Source organism: Streptomyces sp. LARHCF249 (assembly GCF_052871255.1).
This window is the reverse complement of the sequence record NZ_JBIXJQ010000007.1, coordinates 446,072-460,042: the sequence shown is the minus strand read 5'-3', so window position 1 is coordinate 460,042 and position 13,971 is coordinate 446,072. Positions and strand designations below refer to the sequence as shown.

Sequence of the window (13,971 nt, the reverse complement as noted above, 5' to 3'; positions counted from 1 at the left end):
GGTGCGGCGCCGTCGCCGGTCCGGAGCCCCGGCAGTCGCTCAGTCGTGGAAGGCGATCTGCGTCACGGCGGAGGCCGAGCGGCGGTCCAGCAGGGTGACCGAGGCGCAGCCGGCCGGGGGGCGGCCGGCCTCGGCCTCGCGCAGGAGCCGCGCCACCGCGCCCCGGTGCCGGGCGAAGGCGTACGCCGTGACCCGCCGCCCCCGCGCCGCCTGGCCGGACAGCGCCTCCTGCGGGCTGCTGTCCAGGAGCAGCAGGTGCAGCGCCCGGCCCCGGCGGCGCGCGGCCGCCGCGAGCAGGCCCCGCACCCAGGTCTGGGTACCGCAGTCGTGGACGACCACCGAGGCTCCGGAGCGCAGGGTCCGCCACAGCCCCCAGTAGTGCGCGGCACGCACCAGCGGCCGGTACACCCCGTACGGCAGCGCCGCCGGCATGCGCCGCTCCCAGCGCTCGCGCGTGTCCTGCGAGTCGATCGCGCCGCCGTCGCCCGCCGCCCTCTTGATCAGCGTGCTCTTGCCGCCGCCCGGCAGTCCGGACACCACCACGATGTCGCCCTGGGCGAAGACGAGCCGGCGCGCCCCCCGCGCCCCGGGCCCGCGCAGGTCCCGTACCAGGCCGGTACCGGTACCGGCGCACGCCGCACCGGCACCGCCGGCGGCCCCGCGCTGCACGGGCACCGCGTCCACGGGCCCCGCTGCCGCCACACTTACGAATCTCCGCACAGTGTTCGCCTCCCCCGAATCGGGTCACCAGGACCCTTGCCCACTGAGTGTAAAGAGACGGTAATCCGGGAGGGCCGGTTCCGTTCAGGTCCGCCGGCCCCCGCACGAACTTTCGGGGCACCACGCCCGATCACCGCGGTGGCGTGCAATGATGTGCGCCATCTGGACCAACTGCATACCGGCCGCTTGAATCCGCGCGGGAGAGTCCCGGCACGCCGCGAGGCCGTGCACGGGCGCCGAAGGAGCAAGAACCTCCCTTGAATCTCTCAGGCCCCGTACCGCGTGGATGAGGCAGATCTGAAAAGCGAGCTGTCCGACCGACAGCTCCACCCAAGGTGCAAGCCGACGGTTCCCGGCGACGGGGGCACTCTCGGCGAACCTCTCAGGTTCCGATGACAGATGGGGAGGACCTTCCTCGTCATGTCATGCCCTGGGACTCGGGAGCCACACCCATGAGCACTGCCCCCCGTCTGACCGCCCTCGATGCGCTGCACCGCTCGCTCGGTGCGACCATGACCGACTTCGCGGGCTGGGACATGCCCCTGCGGTACGGCAGCGAGCGCGACGAGCACAACGCCGTGCGCACCAAGGCCGGTCTCTTCGACCTCTCCCACATGGGCGAGATCACCCTGACCGGCCCGGAGGCCGTCAAGGTCCTGGACTACGCGCTGGTCGGCAACATCTCCACCGTCGGCGTCGGCCGCGCCCGCTACACGCACATCTGCCAGGAGGACGGCGGGATCCTCGACGACCTGATCGTCTACCGCCTCGGCGAGACCGAGTTCATGGTCGTCGCCAACGCCTCCAACGCCCAGGTCGTGCTGGACGCCCTGACCGAGCGCGCCGCCGGCTTCGACGCCGAGGTCCGCGACGACCGCGACGCGTACGCGCTGATCGCCGTACAGGGTCCCGAGTCCCCCGGCATCCTCGCCTCGCTCACCGACGCCGACCTGGACGGGCTCAAGTACTACGCCGGCCTGCCGGGCACGGTGGCCGGAGTGCCCGCGCTGATCGCCCGTACGGGCTACACCGGCGAGGACGGCTTCGAGCTGTTCGTCGCCCCCGAGCACGCCGTGGAGCTGTGGCAGGCGCTGACCAAGGCGGGCGAGGGCGTCGGCCTGGTCCCGGCCGGCCTGTCCTGCCGCGACACCCTGCGCCTGGAGGCGGGCATGCCGCTGTACGGGCACGAGCTGACCACCTCGCTCACCCCGTTCGACGCGGGGCTGGGCCGGGTCGTGAAGTTCGAGAAGGAGGGGGACTTCGTCGGCCGCGCCGCACTGGAGGCCGCCGCCGAGCGCGCCGCCACCAACCCGCCGCGCAAGCTGGTCGGCCTGATCGCCGAGGGCCGCCGCGTCCCGCGCGCCGGCTTCGCCGTCGTGGCCGGCGGCCAGGTCGTCGGCGAGGTCACCTCGGGCGCCCCGTCCCCGACGCTGGGCAGGCCGATCGCGATGGCGTACGTCGACGCGGCGCACGCCGCGCCCGGCACCTCCGGCGTCGGCGTGGACATTCGCGGTACGCATGAGCCGTACGAGGTCGTGGCCCTGCCGTTCTACAAGCGGCAGAAGTAGCCCCGTACACCGACTCTGCAGCACCGGCCGTCTCAGTACCCAAGACCGCTGTTCGTATCCACTCCCCCGCATCCAGGAGAATCAGGTCATGAGCAACCCCCAGCAGCTGCGTTACAGCAAGGAGCACGAGTGGCTGTCGGACGCCGAGGGCGGCGTTTCGACGGTCGGCATCACGGAGTTCGCGGCCAACGCGCTCGGTGACGTCGTCTACGCCCAGCTTCCCGAGGTAGGCGACACGGTGACCGCGGGCGAGACCTGCGGCGAGCTGGAGTCGACCAAGTCGGTCAGCGACCTGTACTCCCCCGTCTCCGGCGAGGTCGTCGAGTCCAACCAGGACGTCGTCGACAACCCGGCGCTCGTGAACACGGACCCGTTCGAGGGCGGCTGGCTGTTCAAGGTGCGCGTCGCGGAGGAGCCGGACGACCTGCTCTCCGCCGACGCGTACGCCAAGCTCACCGCCGGTAACTGACCCAGGGGATCCTGATGTCCGTACTGAACACCCCTCTCCACGAACTCGACCCCGACGTCGCCGCCGCCGTCGACGCCGAGCTCGTGCGCCAGCAGTCGACCCTGGAAATGATCGCGTCGGAGAACTTCGCTCCGGTCGCCGTCATGGAGGCCCAGGGCTCGGTCCTGACCAACAAGTACGCCGAGGGCTATCCCGGCCGCCGCTACTACGGCGGCTGCGAGCACGTCGACGTGGTCGAGCAGATCGCGATCGACCGCATCAAGGCGCTGTTCGGCGCCGAGGCCGCGAACGTCCAGCCGCACTCGGGCGCCCAGGCGAACGCCGCCGCGATGTTCGCGCTGCTGAAGCCGGGCGACACGATCATGGGCCTCAACCTGGCCCACGGCGGTCACCTGACCCACGGCATGAAGATCAACTTCTCCGGCAAGCTCTACAACGTGGTCCCGTACCACGTCGACGAGACCGGCCAGGTCGACATGGCCGAGGTCGAGCGCCTCGCCAAGGAGTCCAAGCCGCAGCTGATCGTCGCGGGCTGGTCCGCCTACCCGCGCCAGCTGGACTTCGCCGCCTTCCGCCGCATCGCGGACGAGGTCGGCGCGTACCTGATGGTCGACATGGCGCACTTCGCCGGCCTGGTCGCCGCGGGCCTGCACCCGAACCCGGTGCCGCACGCCCACGTCGTGACCACCACCACGCACAAGACCCTCGGCGGTCCGCGCGGCGGTGTCATCCTGTCGACGCAGGAGCTGGCCAAGAAGATCAACTCCGCGGTCTTCCCCGGCCAGCAGGGCGGCCCGCTGGAGCACGTGATCGCCGCCAAGGCGGTCTCCTTCAAGGTCGCGGCCTCGGAGGAGTTCAAGGAGCGCCAGGTGCGCACCCTCGAGGGCGCGAAGATCATCGCCGAGCGCCTGGTGCAGCCGGACGTCACCGAGGTCGGCGTCTCCGTCCTCTCCGGCGGTACGGACGTCCACCTGGTCCTGGTCGACCTGCGCAACTCCGAGCTGGACGGCCAGCAGGCCGAGGACCGGCTCCACGAGGTCGGCATCACGGTCAACCGGAACGCCATCCCGAACGACCCGCGTCCGCCGATGGTCACCTCGGGTCTGCGCATCGGTACGCCGGCGCTCGCCACCCGCGGTTTCGGCGCCGCGGAGTTCACGGAGGTCGCGGAGATCATCGCGGCCGCGCTCAAGCCGGCGTACGACAGCGAGTCGCTCAAGGCGCGAGTCTCCGCGCTCGCCGCGAAGTTCCCGCTGTACCCGTCGCTCTGAGCAACGGCTCGGGAGGGCCCGGCCTTGTATTACACAGGGCCGGGCCTTTGTCATGACCACAGGCAGCGGCCGCGCGGGGCGGGACAACGGCTCCGGAGCGTGAGCCGACACCTGCCCGACCCGTCCGCGTAATCCTCACCACGTCGTCCGGCAGACGATCCGTTCATTTCACCGCGATAAGCTCGTCTGCCGGACAAAATCCGAACAATCCACCTCTCCTGCCCCCTCCCACCCCACGAGCAGACAAGGGAGTCCGCCAGTGGCCATCTCCGTCTTCGACCTCTTCTCCATCGGCATCGGCCCGTCCTCCTCCCACACGGTCGGTCCGATGCGCGCCGCGCGCATGTTCGTGACGCGCCTGAAGAAGGACGGTGTGCTCGCCCAGACCGCGTCCGTGCGCGCAGAGCTGTTCGGCTCCCTCGGCGCGACGGGCCACGGCCACGGCACCCCCAAGGCGGTCCTGCTCGGTCTGGAGGGCCACTCCCCGCGCACGGTGAACGTGGAGACCGCGGACGACGAGGTGGAGCGCATCCGCAAGAGCGGCCGCCTGCGCCTGCTCGGAGCGGAGATAGGCGATGGCCACGAGATCGCCTTCGACGAGCCGAGCCAGCTGATCCTGCACCGCCGGCGCTCCCTGCCGTACCACGCGAACGGCATGACCCTCTTCGCGTACGACGACGCCGGCGCCCCGCTGCTGGAGAAGACGTACTACTCGGTCGGCGGCGGTTTCGTCGTGGACGAGGACGCGGTCGGCGAGGACCGGATCAAGCTCGACGACACGGTGCTGAAGTACCCGTTCCGCTCCGGCGACGAGATGCTCCGCCTGGCGAACGAGACGGGCCTGTCGATCTCCTCCCTGATGCTGGAGAACGAGAAGGCCTGGCGCACCGAGGACGAGATCCGCGAGGGCCTGCTGGAGATCTGGCGCGTCATGCAGTCCTGCGTCGCGCGCGGCATGTCCCGCGAGGGCATCCTCCCGGGCGGGCTGCGGGTCAAGCGCCGGGCCGCCTCCACCGCGCGCCAGCTGCGCACCGAGGGCGACCCGATGATGCACCGCAGCGAGTGGACGACCATCTACGCGATGGCGGTCAACGAGGAGAACGCGGCGGGCGGCCGGGTCGTGACGGCCCCGACCAACGGCGCGGCCGGTGTGCTGCCGGCGGTCCTGCACTACTACACGAACTTCGTGCCGGGCGCGGACGAGGACGGCGTGGTCCGCTTCCTCCTCGCCGCCGGCGCGATCGGCATGCTGTTCAAGGAGAACGCCTCGATCTCCGGCGCCGAGGTCGGCTGCCAGGGCGAGGTCGGCTCGGCCTGCTCGATGGCGGCCGGCGCCCTCGCCGAGGTCCTGGGCGGCACCCCGGAGCAGGTCGAGAACGCGGCCGAGATCGGCATGGAGCACAACCTGGGACTGACCTGCGACCCGGTCGGCGGCCTGGTCCAGATCCCGTGCATCGAGCGCAACGGCATGGCGGCGGTCAAGGCGGTCACCGCGGCGAAGATGGCCATGCGCGGCGACGGCAGCCACAAGGTCTCCCTCGACAAGGTCATCAAGACCATGAAGGAGACCGGCGCGGACATGAAGGTCAAGTACAAGGAGACCGCCCGCGGCGGCCTCGCGGTCAACGTCATCGAGTGCTGACGCACGGCAGCTGACGTTCGGGGCCCGGCGCGCGTGCGCGCCGGGCCCCTGCCGTCATGTGCGCAGGGCCTTGAGACAGCCCTTCGCGAAGTCCTCCACGGACGCGTCGAACGCCTTGAGGCTCTCGGGGGTGGGCAGCGAGCGCGCCTCGGCCGTGACGGTGATGTCGATCATCAGGTTGCTGTCCCGGAGGCGCAGCTCGCGCACCTGGCGCCGGTCGTCCGACCTGTTGAAGCCGAACCGGTAGGCCTCCTTGCCGACGCCCTTCACCTCGGCGAGGTCGGTGCCGGGATTCTCCGTGCGCGTGTTCTCCCGGGCCCTGGCGAAGACGTCCTTCGCGAAGTCGACGCCCTCGGTGTAGGCGAGGTCCAGCTCGACCCTGACGTTCCCGTACTTCGCCGGGCCGGTCTCGACGAGCGGCTGGACGCACTGGACGCCCGGGGCGCCCCCGCCGGTCCGTTTGACCCGGTCCGCGGCCTCCTCCCGCGCGCCCAGCGGGTCGGCGAGCTCGCCGTACGGGAGCACGTTGCAGATCTCGTCCGTGGCCTTCCACGGGTAGCCGCCCCTGCCCTCCTGTGAGACCTCGCGGTCCGCGTCGCCGCCGCAGGCGGCGGCTGCCAGGACGAGGGCCGCGGCGACCGCCGCGCGGCGGGGAAAACGGGGACGACGCATCCGGTTCTCTCCTGTCGAGCGGGGCCGGTTCTCCACTCAACCACCCTGCCATCAAAGGCCGTTGCGCACCGGCGAAAAAGCCGGACAGGAAGTGGAACTGCGAGGTCCACGGCGGCGTCCTAGGCTGTGTCACAAGTCCCCGTCTCTCGAGAATCGAGGGGACGTCATGATCCACGCACGTCTCCGGCAGTTCGTGGCCCTGGCATCCGGCGCTCTGCTCGCCGCCTGCCTCTCGTTCGCCGCGCCTGCCTCGGCCGCCACCACCGCCACCGCCGCCACCGCCCAGACCCAGACCCCGCTCGTCGTCAACGCCCGCTGGGGCGGGCACGCCACGTACGACCGGATCGTCATCGACACGCAGGGGTACGTCCCCACGGTCACCGTCACTCCCGTCCCGCAGCTGATCTACGACGGGTCCGGCAAACCCGTGCCGCTGGCCGGGAAGTACTTCCTGGAGATCCGCCTCAACCCCGCCGCCGCGCACACCGACGCGGGGGAGAGCACCTACCAGGGACCCAGGCTCCAGAAGATCTACCTCAGCAAGCTCAAGGGTCTCGCCCTGACCGGTGACTTCGAGGGGTACGTGACCTTCGGCGCCGCCTTCGACACCCTGCCGTACTACCGCGCCTACGCCCTGCACTCACCGGAGCGGTTCGTCGTGGACATCGCGCACTGAACCCTGCCCGTCCGACAGGCCCGGGCCCTTGCCCGGCCCGGGCCGCTACCGGTGTTCGGGGTTCGGGAAGTCGAAGCGGCAGCCGGCGTCCCACAGCGAGCGCTGGTTCCCGTGGGCCGGGATGCCGCCCGAGCGCTTCAGCAGGGCGGCCAGGTGCATCAGGTTCCACGACATGAAGGCGGTGTTGCGGTTGGTGAAGTCGTTCTCGGGGCCGCCCGAGCCCGGGTCGAGGTAGGAGGGCCCCGGCCCGGCCTCGCCGATCCAGCCGGCGTCGGCCTGCGGCGGGATCGCGTACCCGAGGTGCTGGAGGCTGTAGAGGATGTTCATGGAGCAGTGTTTGACGCCGTCCTCGTTGCCGGTGATCAGCGCGCCGCCGACGCGCCCGTAGTAGGCGTACTGCCCGCTCTCGTTCAGGAGCGAGGAGCAGGCGTAGAGCCGCTCGATGACCTGCTTCATCACGGAGCTGTTGTCGCCGAGCCAGATCGGGCCGCAGAGGACGAGGATGTCGGCGTCCATGATCTGGCTGTAGAGGACCGGCCACTGGTCGCTCTCCCAGCCGTGCTCGGTCATGTCCGGCCAGACGCCGGTCGCGATGTCGTGGTCGACGGCGCGGACCAGCGAGGTCCGGGCGCCCGCCGCGGCCATGACCGCACGGCTCTTCTCGATCAGCCCGTCGGTGTTGCTCGTCTCGGGCGAGCGCTTGAGCGTGCAGTTCACGTAGACGGCGGTCAGGTCTGAGTAGTCGTAGTCGGCAGCCACGGTCCCAGCCTGTGCGGGGCCGCCCGGGGCCGCCACCGGGCCGCGCCCGTACGGGGCCCGTCCCGGCCGCATGAGCGGGACGACGCGGCGGGACGGGCCCCGTCCGGCCGTCGCCGGAGCCGCGAACTCACCCGCGGGCGGGTGCCGTTGGCGCGGATGGCGCCGGCGTGGCCGCGGCCGCTGACCGGCACATGGGATCCGGCCGTCTCGTGGCCCGTTCGAGGCGGGTTGTTACCGGTCCGTGCGTCCGACTAGGGTCAGCGGGCCTTGGTGTTCGGGAAACCGGTGGGAAACCGGTGCGGCCCTCGCCACTGTGATCGGGAAGTCCGGCTCCACACCCCTTGCGGGAAGCCACTGGGCCCGCGCGGGACACCGCACGGCCCCGGGAAGGCGGAGCCCGGGCATCAGCACCCGTGAGCCAGGAGACCGGCCGGGGCGCGTTGTCCATCCACGAGGTGCTGGAGAGGTCTCCCCACTCATGCATATAGCCGAGGGGTTCCTACCCCCGTTGCACGCGGCCGCCTGGGCCGCCGCGTCCGCCCCCTTCGTCGTCCACGGCGTCCGGGCCCTCACCCGCGAGGTGAAGGCCAATCCCGAGAGCACGCTCCTGCTCGGCGCCTCGGGCGCGTTCACGTTCGTCCTGTCCGCCCTGAAGATCCCTTCGGTGACGGGAAGTTGCTCCCACCCCACCGGAACCGGCCTCGGGGCCATCCTCTTCAGGCCGCCGATCATGGCGGTGCTCGGCACGATCACCCTGCTCTTCCAGGCGCTGCTGCTGGCACACGGCGGGCTCACCACCCTCGGCGCCAACGTCTTCTCGATGGCGGTCGCCGGGCCCTGGGCGGGCTACGCCGTATACCGGCTGCTGCGGAAGTTCGACCTGCCGCTGATGGCGGCGGTGTTCTTCGGCGCGTTCTTCGCCGACCTGGTCACCTACTGCGTGACCTCCGTCCAGCTGGCGCTGGCCTTCCCCGACGCGGCGACCGGGTTCACCGGCGCGCTGGTGAAGTTCGCGGAGATCTTCGCGCTCACCCAGATCCCGCTCGCGGTGAGCGAGGGACTGCTGACCGTGCTCGTGATGCGCCTGCTGATGCAGTCCAGCAAGTCGGACCTGGTCCGGCTGGGCGTTGCCAAGCTCACCGGATCCGAGAAGCAGCGGAAGGCGACGGCCTGATGACCAGGAACGCGAAGATCAACTCCCTGCTGGTGCTCCTGGTGGCGGCGCTGGCCGTCCTCCCGCTCGCGCTGGGGCTGGGGGACGACAAGGAGGAGCCGTTCACCGGCGCCGACGGACAGGCCGAGGCGGCCATCACCGAGCTCCAGCCGGACTACGAGCCGTGGTTCACGCCGCTGTACGAACCGCCCTCCGCCGAGATCGAGTCGGCGCTGTTCTCCCTGCAGGCGGCGCTGGGCGCGGGCGTGCTCGCGTACTACTTCGGCGTCCGCAGGGGCCGCCGCCAGGGCGCGGCCGCCGCGGAGGCCAGGGCAGCCGCCGAGGCTCCCGCCACGGAGTCGTAGCCGGTGCTGCCGATCGACGCGGCGGCGCACAGCAGCCGCTGGCGCCACCGCCATCCGCTGGAGAAGGCACTGCTGGGAATCGGGCTGACGGTCACCGCGGTGTGCCTGCCGCCCTGGCCCGGCGGGCCGCTCGTCGGCGCGGCCACCCTGTGCGTGCTCCTCGGGCCCGCCGGGGTCGCCGGGCGGCAGCTGTGGCGGGCCTTCCGGATCCCGCTCGGCTTCTGCTTCACCGGGGCGCTGCCGCTGCTGGTCGCCGTGGGCGGGCCGGCCGGGTTCGTCTCGCTGGCCCCGGACGGCCCCCGGCAGGCCGCCGAGCTGCTGCTGCGCACCTCGGCGGCCTCGCTCGGCGTGCTGCTGTTCGCCTTCACCACCCCGGTCTCGGACGTACTGCCGCGGCTGGTGCGGGCGGGGGTCCCGGCCCCGGTGGTGGACGTCGCCCTGGTCATGTACCGGATCGGGTTCCTGCTGCTCGACTCCCTCACCCGGATCCGCCAGGCCCAGGCGGCCCGGCTCGGCACCACCGGCCGGGCCGCGGCGTGGCGTTCGGCGGCCGGGCTCGCCGCGACCTCGTTCGTACGGGCCTTCGACCGCGCGGCGCGGCTCCAGTCGGGCCTCGCCGGGCGGGGCTACGACGGCGCGCTGCGGGTGCTGGTCCCCGAGTCCCCGCTGTCCTGGCGGTTCCTGACCTGGTCCGGCGCACTGCTGACCGGGCTGGCCGCCGTCACTCTCGTGCTGAAGGAGCTGTACCTGTGAGGCCGTTGGTGGAACTGGTGGGCGCGGGCTACGCGTACGAGGACGGGCCCGCCGTGCTCTCCGGGTTGGACTTCGGGATCCCCGAGGGCCGGGCGCTGGTCCTGCTCGGCCGCAACGGCAGCGGCAAGACCACGCTGATGCGGCTGCTGAGCGGCGGCCTGAAGCCGGGCACGGGCGCGCTGCACCTCGACGGCACGGTGGTGACGTACGGCCGGGCCGGCCTGACCCGGCTGCGGACGGCGGTCCAGCTCGTCGTGCAGGACCCGGACGACCAGCTGTTCGCGGCCTCGGTGGAACAGGACGTCTCCTTCGGGCCGATGAACCTGGGCCTGGGGGTCGCGGAGGTCCGCGAGCGGGTCGATTCCGCCCTCGCCGCGCTGGACATCACGGCGCTGCGGGACCGGCCGACCCACCTCCTCTCGTACGGGCAGCGCAAGCGCGCGGCGATCGCGGGGGCGGTGGCGATGGCTCCGCGGGTGCTGATCCTGGACGAGCCGACGGCCGGTCTGGACCCGGACGGCCAGGAGCGGTTGCTGGAGGTCCTGGCCGGGCTGCGCGCCTCGGGGACCACGGTGGTGATGGCCACCCACGACGTGGACCTGGCCGTACGGTGGGCCGACGACGCCGCGGTCCTGACCCCGTCGGGCATCCGCGTGGGCCCGGCCCAGGCCCTCCTCTCGGATCCGGCCCTGCTGGCCGATGCGGGCCTGCGCCAGGCCTGGTCCCCGGCGGTGACGGCCCTGCTGCGCGCCCACGGCCTGCTCGCCGCCGGTCTCCCGGGCCCGCGCACCCCGGAGGCGCTGTCCGACTGGCGGTAGCCGCCCCGGCGGCGGGCCTCCCTAGGATGGCGTCATGTCGCTCCCCCACGCCATCCTCACCGCCCTGCTCGAGAAGCCCTCGTCCGGGCTGGAGCTGACCCGGCGGTTCGACAAGTCGATCGGGTACTTCTGGTCGGCGACGCACCAGCAGATCTACCGGGAGCTCGGCAGGCTGGAGGAGTCCGGGCTGATCCGCGCGCTGCCGAGCGAGGTGCCCGTGCGGGGGCAGAAGAAGGAGTACGAGGTCCTGGCGGCGGGCAGCGCGGAACTGGCGCGGTGGGTCGGCGAGAGCCAGGACCCCAAGCCGATGCGCGATCCCCTGCTGCTGCGCATCCGCGCGGCGGGCGTCGTCGGGCCGCAGGGGCTGGGTCCCGAGCTGCGGCGCCATCTGGGGCTGCACCGGCGGCAGCTGGCGCAGTACGAGGCGATCGAGGAGAAGGACTTCCCGCCGGAGCGCGACGCCGTGGAGGACCGGCTGCGCCGTCTGGTCCTGCACGGCGGGATCGCCCTGGAGACCTTCTGGCTGCACTGGCTGGAGGAGGCCCTGGACGAGGTCGAGGACATGCCGGCCGACGGCTCCGGCTCCGGCTCCGGCTCCGGGGCATGACCGCGCCCCCGTCCCGGCAGGCGGAACGGGGGCGGCGCGGGACCTACTTGCCGAGGGCGGCCCAGAACTCGTCGAAGCTCAGCAGGCCGTCGCCGTTGGCGTCCTTCGCGGCGAGCACCGCGTCCGCGACCGCACCGGTGACGAAGGCGTCACCCATGGCCTTCATGGCCGCGCTGTACTCGTCGGCCGTGATGAAGCCGTCACCGTTCACGTCGAACCTGTCGAACGTCGCCCGTGCGCTCTCGATGTCCGCCACTGGGTCCACCCCTTCTTGCTGCTTGTTGACCGGCTCAGGGTAGCCGCCCCGTCCACCGGCCCCCGCTCCGGGTCCCGTTCGAGCGGCAGATAGATATCCAATTACTCTTCCGTAAGGCGGAAGCGACAATTCCAGCCAACAAATCCGGCCCGGGCTTGTCACGCTCCGGGGCCACGGCATAACGTAACGGCATTGCCGCCACACCAGGAGCGCAGGGCTCCCAGGGACAAGCGGCAACAAGGGCGATCACACAGGTGACGATCACAGCTGACGCATCATTCGAAGTTCTGCCCTTCACCCGCACCTGCCGCCATATCTGGGAAGACGGCGACCATGTGCTCATCGGAGTGAGTCCTGGAAACAGCTACTTCAGCTCCGAGCGCATCACCAGCCTCTCCCAGTGGGCCGCGACCCGCTTCGCGCAGGTCGACTTCGTCTACGCAGACCTCCACGTGGACCGGATGTTCGCCGCTTTCGGCTACACCCGGGAACATGCGGAGAAGCGCGCCGCGAAGGAGATCAAGGCGGTCCGGAGGAGGATCCTCAAGGGCGTGGAGGAATCAGGACCTCCACGGTCCGAAATCCGCGTGAGAGCACTTTCGGAATTCCAGGAGAACCCCGTTTACCAACTGTTGCACCGGCGCGTACTGCATTTCCTGGAGACCGATGACGAATTCCGCAAGGCCTGCGAGGAGATGGCCCTGCACTTTGTCGGCCCCAAGTTGCCGGAAGGTGAATCCATCACAGACGGCCAGTTGCGGGTCTGTTTCGATTACATGGCGGCCGAGCTCCCGTTCTTCGTGGACACCCCGAGCATTCTCGACGTGCCGTCCTCGGTCGCGGCCTACCACGTCAAGATGCCGCTGACCGATGTCCTGTTCGCACGCGGCGGGGGCCTGCGCGCGACCCGCAACCAGGCCTACGCCGTCGTGCGGCCCGAGGCCGCCGCCGAGAAGCACCTGACCCCCGTGCACCACGCACCGACCGGAGGGAGCGTCCATGAGCGCCGAGCAGCGTGAGGGACAGGGGAGCCGGGAGCGGCAGCCGCTCCTCGACTTCCCGCTCTCGCGCCGCGGTGACGTGGTCCCCGAGGAGTGCGCCTGGCTGCGCGAGAAGGCGCCGGTGGCCCGGGTCCGCACCCTCACCGGGGACCCGGCCTGGCTGGTGAGCAGCTACGCGCTGGCCAAGCAGGTGCTGGAGGACGAGCGGTTCAGCCTCAAGGACACGGCGAACGCCGGGGTCCCGCGCCAGTACGCGCTGACGATCCCGCCCGAGGTCGTCGACAACATGGGCAACATCAACAGCGCGGGCCTGCGCAACGCCGTGATGAAGGCGCTCAACCCGCGCCAGAAGGGGCTGCAGGACATGCTGCGCGCCACGGCGGGCGAACTCGTCGACCAGCTCGTGGCCGAGGGCGGTCCGGCCGACCTCCGGGCGGGGTTCGCCGACCCCTTCTCGGCGGCGCTGCACTGCCAGGTGCTCGGGGTGCCCTTCGAGGACTGGCGCCGGCTCATGTCGGGGCTGGACGTCGCGTTCATGACCGCGCGCGAGCCGTTCGCCGACTCGGCCCTCAACTGGTACAAGGACGTCGGCTACTTCGCCGGTCAGCTGAACGTCCAGCTCGCCCTCGCTCCCGAGGAGCGTACGGGGCTCCTCGGCAGGTTCGCCGGGCTGAGGGAGGCGGACCGGGAGTCGGCGCACCTGACCGATGACATGTTCGCGACGGTCGCCGTCTCGCTCTTCGGCGCGGGTGCGGTCTCCACCTCCGCGTTCCTGGTGCTGGCCGTGCTCGCGCTGCTCCAGAGGCCGGAGCTCATCGGGTACCTGCGCGCCCACCCCGAGCGGACGGGCAGGGCGGTCGACGAACTGCTGCGCTGGAACCTGTCCGTGGGCGACGGCCTGCCGCGCATCGCGCTGGCCGACATCCAGGTCGGCGAGGTCCTGGTGAAGGAGGGCGAGCTCGTCCTCGTCCTGCTGGAGGGGGCCAACTTCGACCCGGCGGCCTTCGAGGACCCGGACGAGCTGGACCTGGAGCGCGAGGCGGAGAACGCCCACCTCGCCTTCGGCGCGGGCCGGCACTACTGCCCGGCCTCGGCGCTGGGCCGGGCGCACGCCGAGATCGCCCTGGAGGTGCTGGTCGAGCGGCTGCCCGGGCTGCGGCTCGCGGTGCCGGCGGAGAACCTCGTCTGGCGCACCGGCTTCATCAAGCGGCTGCCGGAGCGGCTGCCGGTCGCCTGGTAGG

General features: G+C 71.4%; 16 protein-coding genes and 2 riboswitches. Of the genes, 12 read left to right on the top strand and 4 right to left on the bottom strand.

The window, feature by feature from the left end:
* Positions 1-39 precede the first annotated feature (39 nt).
* The gene (locus ACIPUC_RS23085; RefSeq protein WP_446591780.1) at positions 40-702 is read right to left on the bottom strand and encodes an AAA family ATPase; all 663 of its coding nucleotides are present in this window, start codon (positions 700-702) and stop codon (positions 40-42) included.
* 205 nt (positions 703-907) lie between these two features.
* Positions 908-1,011, top strand: a riboswitch (glycine riboswitch).
* Positions 1,012-1,172: 161 nt separating this feature from the next.
* Here ACIPUC_RS23085 and gcvT point away from each other — a divergent pair.
* The 4 genes from gcvT (at position 1,173) to ACIPUC_RS23065 (ending at position 5,670) form a co-directional block, all read left to right on the top strand.
* Positions 1,173-2,288, top strand: coding sequence for a glycine cleavage system aminomethyltransferase GcvT (gene gcvT, locus ACIPUC_RS23080; protein WP_446591779.1), 1,116 nt, complete (start codon positions 1,173-1,175; stop codon positions 2,286-2,288).
* 88 nt (positions 2,289-2,376) lie between these two features.
* Positions 2,377-2,757, top strand: a complete 381-nt coding sequence (gene gcvH, locus ACIPUC_RS23075; protein ID WP_446591778.1) for a glycine cleavage system protein GcvH — start codon at positions 2,377-2,379, stop codon at positions 2,755-2,757.
* Between the two features lie 14 nt (positions 2,758-2,771).
* Complete coding sequence (gene glyA, locus ACIPUC_RS23070; RefSeq protein ID WP_446591777.1) at positions 2,772-4,028, top strand: serine hydroxymethyltransferase; 1,257 nt, start codon at positions 2,772-2,774, stop codon at positions 4,026-4,028.
* A 259-nt stretch (positions 4,029-4,287) separates the two neighbouring features.
* The gene (locus ACIPUC_RS23065) at positions 4,288-5,670 is read left to right on the top strand and encodes an L-serine ammonia-lyase (protein ID WP_446591775.1); all 1,383 of its coding nucleotides are present in this window, start codon (positions 4,288-4,290) and stop codon (positions 5,668-5,670) included.
* A gap of 54 nt (positions 5,671-5,724) precedes the next feature.
* On the opposite strand, the gene ACIPUC_RS23060 is transcribed toward ACIPUC_RS23065, so the two are convergent.
* Complete coding sequence (locus tag ACIPUC_RS23060) at positions 5,725-6,342, bottom strand: hypothetical protein (RefSeq protein ID WP_446591773.1); 618 nt, start codon at positions 6,340-6,342, stop codon at positions 5,725-5,727.
* A 169-nt stretch (positions 6,343-6,511) separates the two neighbouring features.
* Between ACIPUC_RS23060 and ACIPUC_RS23055 the strand changes: the two genes are divergently transcribed.
* Positions 6,512-7,018 (top strand): AMIN-like domain-containing (lipo)protein, encoded by a 507-nt coding sequence (locus ACIPUC_RS23055; RefSeq protein WP_446591899.1) that lies wholly within the window; start codon positions 6,512-6,514, stop codon positions 7,016-7,018.
* Positions 7,019-7,063: 45 nt separating this feature from the next.
* Here the strand turns inward: ACIPUC_RS23055 and ACIPUC_RS23050 are convergent, their stop codons facing one another.
* A complete protein-coding gene (locus ACIPUC_RS23050) occupies positions 7,064-7,849 on the bottom strand; it encodes a flavodoxin family protein (RefSeq protein WP_446591772.1) in 786 nt (261 codons plus the stop codon).
* A gap of 179 nt (positions 7,850-8,028) precedes the next feature.
* Positions 8,029-8,226, top strand: a riboswitch (cobalamin riboswitch).
* A gap of 29 nt (positions 8,227-8,255) precedes the next feature.
* Between ACIPUC_RS23050 and ACIPUC_RS23045 the strand changes: the two genes are divergently transcribed.
* The 5 genes from ACIPUC_RS23045 to ACIPUC_RS23025 are packed head-to-tail and all read left to right on the top strand — an operon-like array spanning position 8,256 to position 11,473.
* Positions 8,256-8,951: an energy-coupling factor ABC transporter permease gene (locus tag ACIPUC_RS23045; RefSeq protein ID WP_446591770.1), complete on the top strand. Its 696-nt coding sequence runs from the start codon at positions 8,256-8,258 to the stop codon at positions 8,949-8,951.
* Positions 8,951-9,295 carry an energy-coupling factor ABC transporter substrate-binding protein gene (locus ACIPUC_RS23040; RefSeq protein ID WP_446591769.1) on the top strand — a complete coding sequence of 115 codons (345 nt, stop codon included), beginning with the start codon at positions 8,951-8,953 and terminating at the stop codon, positions 9,293-9,295. The genes ACIPUC_RS23045 and ACIPUC_RS23040 overlap by 1 nt, the downstream gene beginning before the upstream one ends.
* A gap of 3 nt (positions 9,296-9,298) precedes the next feature.
* A complete protein-coding gene (gene cbiQ / locus ACIPUC_RS23035) occupies positions 9,299-10,048 on the top strand; it encodes a cobalt ECF transporter T component CbiQ (protein ID WP_446591767.1) in 750 nt (249 codons plus the stop codon).
* Complete coding sequence (locus ACIPUC_RS23030; protein WP_446591765.1) at positions 10,045-10,866, top strand: ATP-binding cassette domain-containing protein; 822 nt, start codon at positions 10,045-10,047, stop codon at positions 10,864-10,866. The genes cbiQ and ACIPUC_RS23030 overlap by 4 nt, the downstream gene beginning before the upstream one ends.
* Positions 10,867-10,900: 34 nt before the next feature.
* Positions 10,901-11,473, top strand: a complete 573-nt coding sequence (locus ACIPUC_RS23025; protein ID WP_446591764.1) for a PadR family transcriptional regulator — start codon at positions 10,901-10,903, stop codon at positions 11,471-11,473.
* A 43-nt stretch (positions 11,474-11,516) separates the two neighbouring features.
* Here the strand turns inward: ACIPUC_RS23025 and ACIPUC_RS23020 are convergent, their stop codons facing one another.
* Positions 11,517-11,729, bottom strand: coding sequence for an EF-hand domain-containing protein (locus tag ACIPUC_RS23020; RefSeq protein WP_446591763.1), 213 nt, complete (start codon positions 11,727-11,729; stop codon positions 11,517-11,519).
* Positions 11,730-11,983: 254 nt separating this feature from the next.
* Here ACIPUC_RS23020 and ACIPUC_RS23015 point away from each other — a divergent pair, with 254 nt between their 5' ends.
* Both ACIPUC_RS23015 and ACIPUC_RS23010 read left to right on the top strand, forming a co-directional pair.
* On the top strand, positions 11,984-12,748 hold the full coding sequence (locus ACIPUC_RS23015) for a tRNA-dependent cyclodipeptide synthase (RefSeq protein WP_446591762.1): 765 nt from the start codon (positions 11,984-11,986) through the stop codon (positions 12,746-12,748).
* A complete protein-coding gene (locus tag ACIPUC_RS23010) occupies positions 12,729-13,970 on the top strand; it encodes a cytochrome P450 (RefSeq protein WP_446591760.1) in 1,242 nt (413 codons plus the stop codon). The genes ACIPUC_RS23015 and ACIPUC_RS23010 overlap by 20 nt, the downstream gene beginning before the upstream one ends.
* The last annotated feature ends 1 nt before the right edge of the window (position 13,971 follow it).

Bases quoted from the DNA above. Each gene is read 5' to 3' on its own strand.
- gcvH (WP_446591778.1), top strand. From the start codon at position 2,377: ATGAGCAACCCCCAGCAGCTGCGTTACAGCAAGGAGCACGAGTGGCTG.
- glyA (WP_446591777.1), top strand. From the start codon at position 2,772: ATGTCCGTACTGAACACCCCTCTCCACGAACTCGACCCCGACGTCGCC.
- ACIPUC_RS23025 (WP_446591764.1), top strand. From the start codon at position 10,901: ATGTCGCTCCCCCACGCCATCCTCACCGCCCTGCTCGAGAAGCCCTCG.
- gcvT (WP_446591779.1), top strand. From the start codon at position 1,173: ATGAGCACTGCCCCCCGTCTGACCGCCCTCGATGCGCTGCACCGCTCG.
- ACIPUC_RS23060 (WP_446591773.1), bottom strand. From the start codon at position 6,342: ATGCGTCGTCCCCGTTTTCCCCGCCGCGCGGCGGTCGCCGCGGCCCTC.
- ACIPUC_RS23040 (WP_446591769.1), top strand. From the start codon at position 8,951: ATGACCAGGAACGCGAAGATCAACTCCCTGCTGGTGCTCCTGGTGGCG.
- ACIPUC_RS23050 (WP_446591772.1), bottom strand. From the start codon at position 7,849: ATGCGGCCGGGACGGGCCCCGTACGGGCGCGGCCCGGTGGCGGCCCCG.
- ACIPUC_RS23010 (WP_446591760.1), top strand. From the start codon at position 12,729: ATGAGCGCCGAGCAGCGTGAGGGACAGGGGAGCCGGGAGCGGCAGCCG.
- ACIPUC_RS23045 (WP_446591770.1), top strand. From the start codon at position 8,256: ATGCATATAGCCGAGGGGTTCCTACCCCCGTTGCACGCGGCCGCCTGG.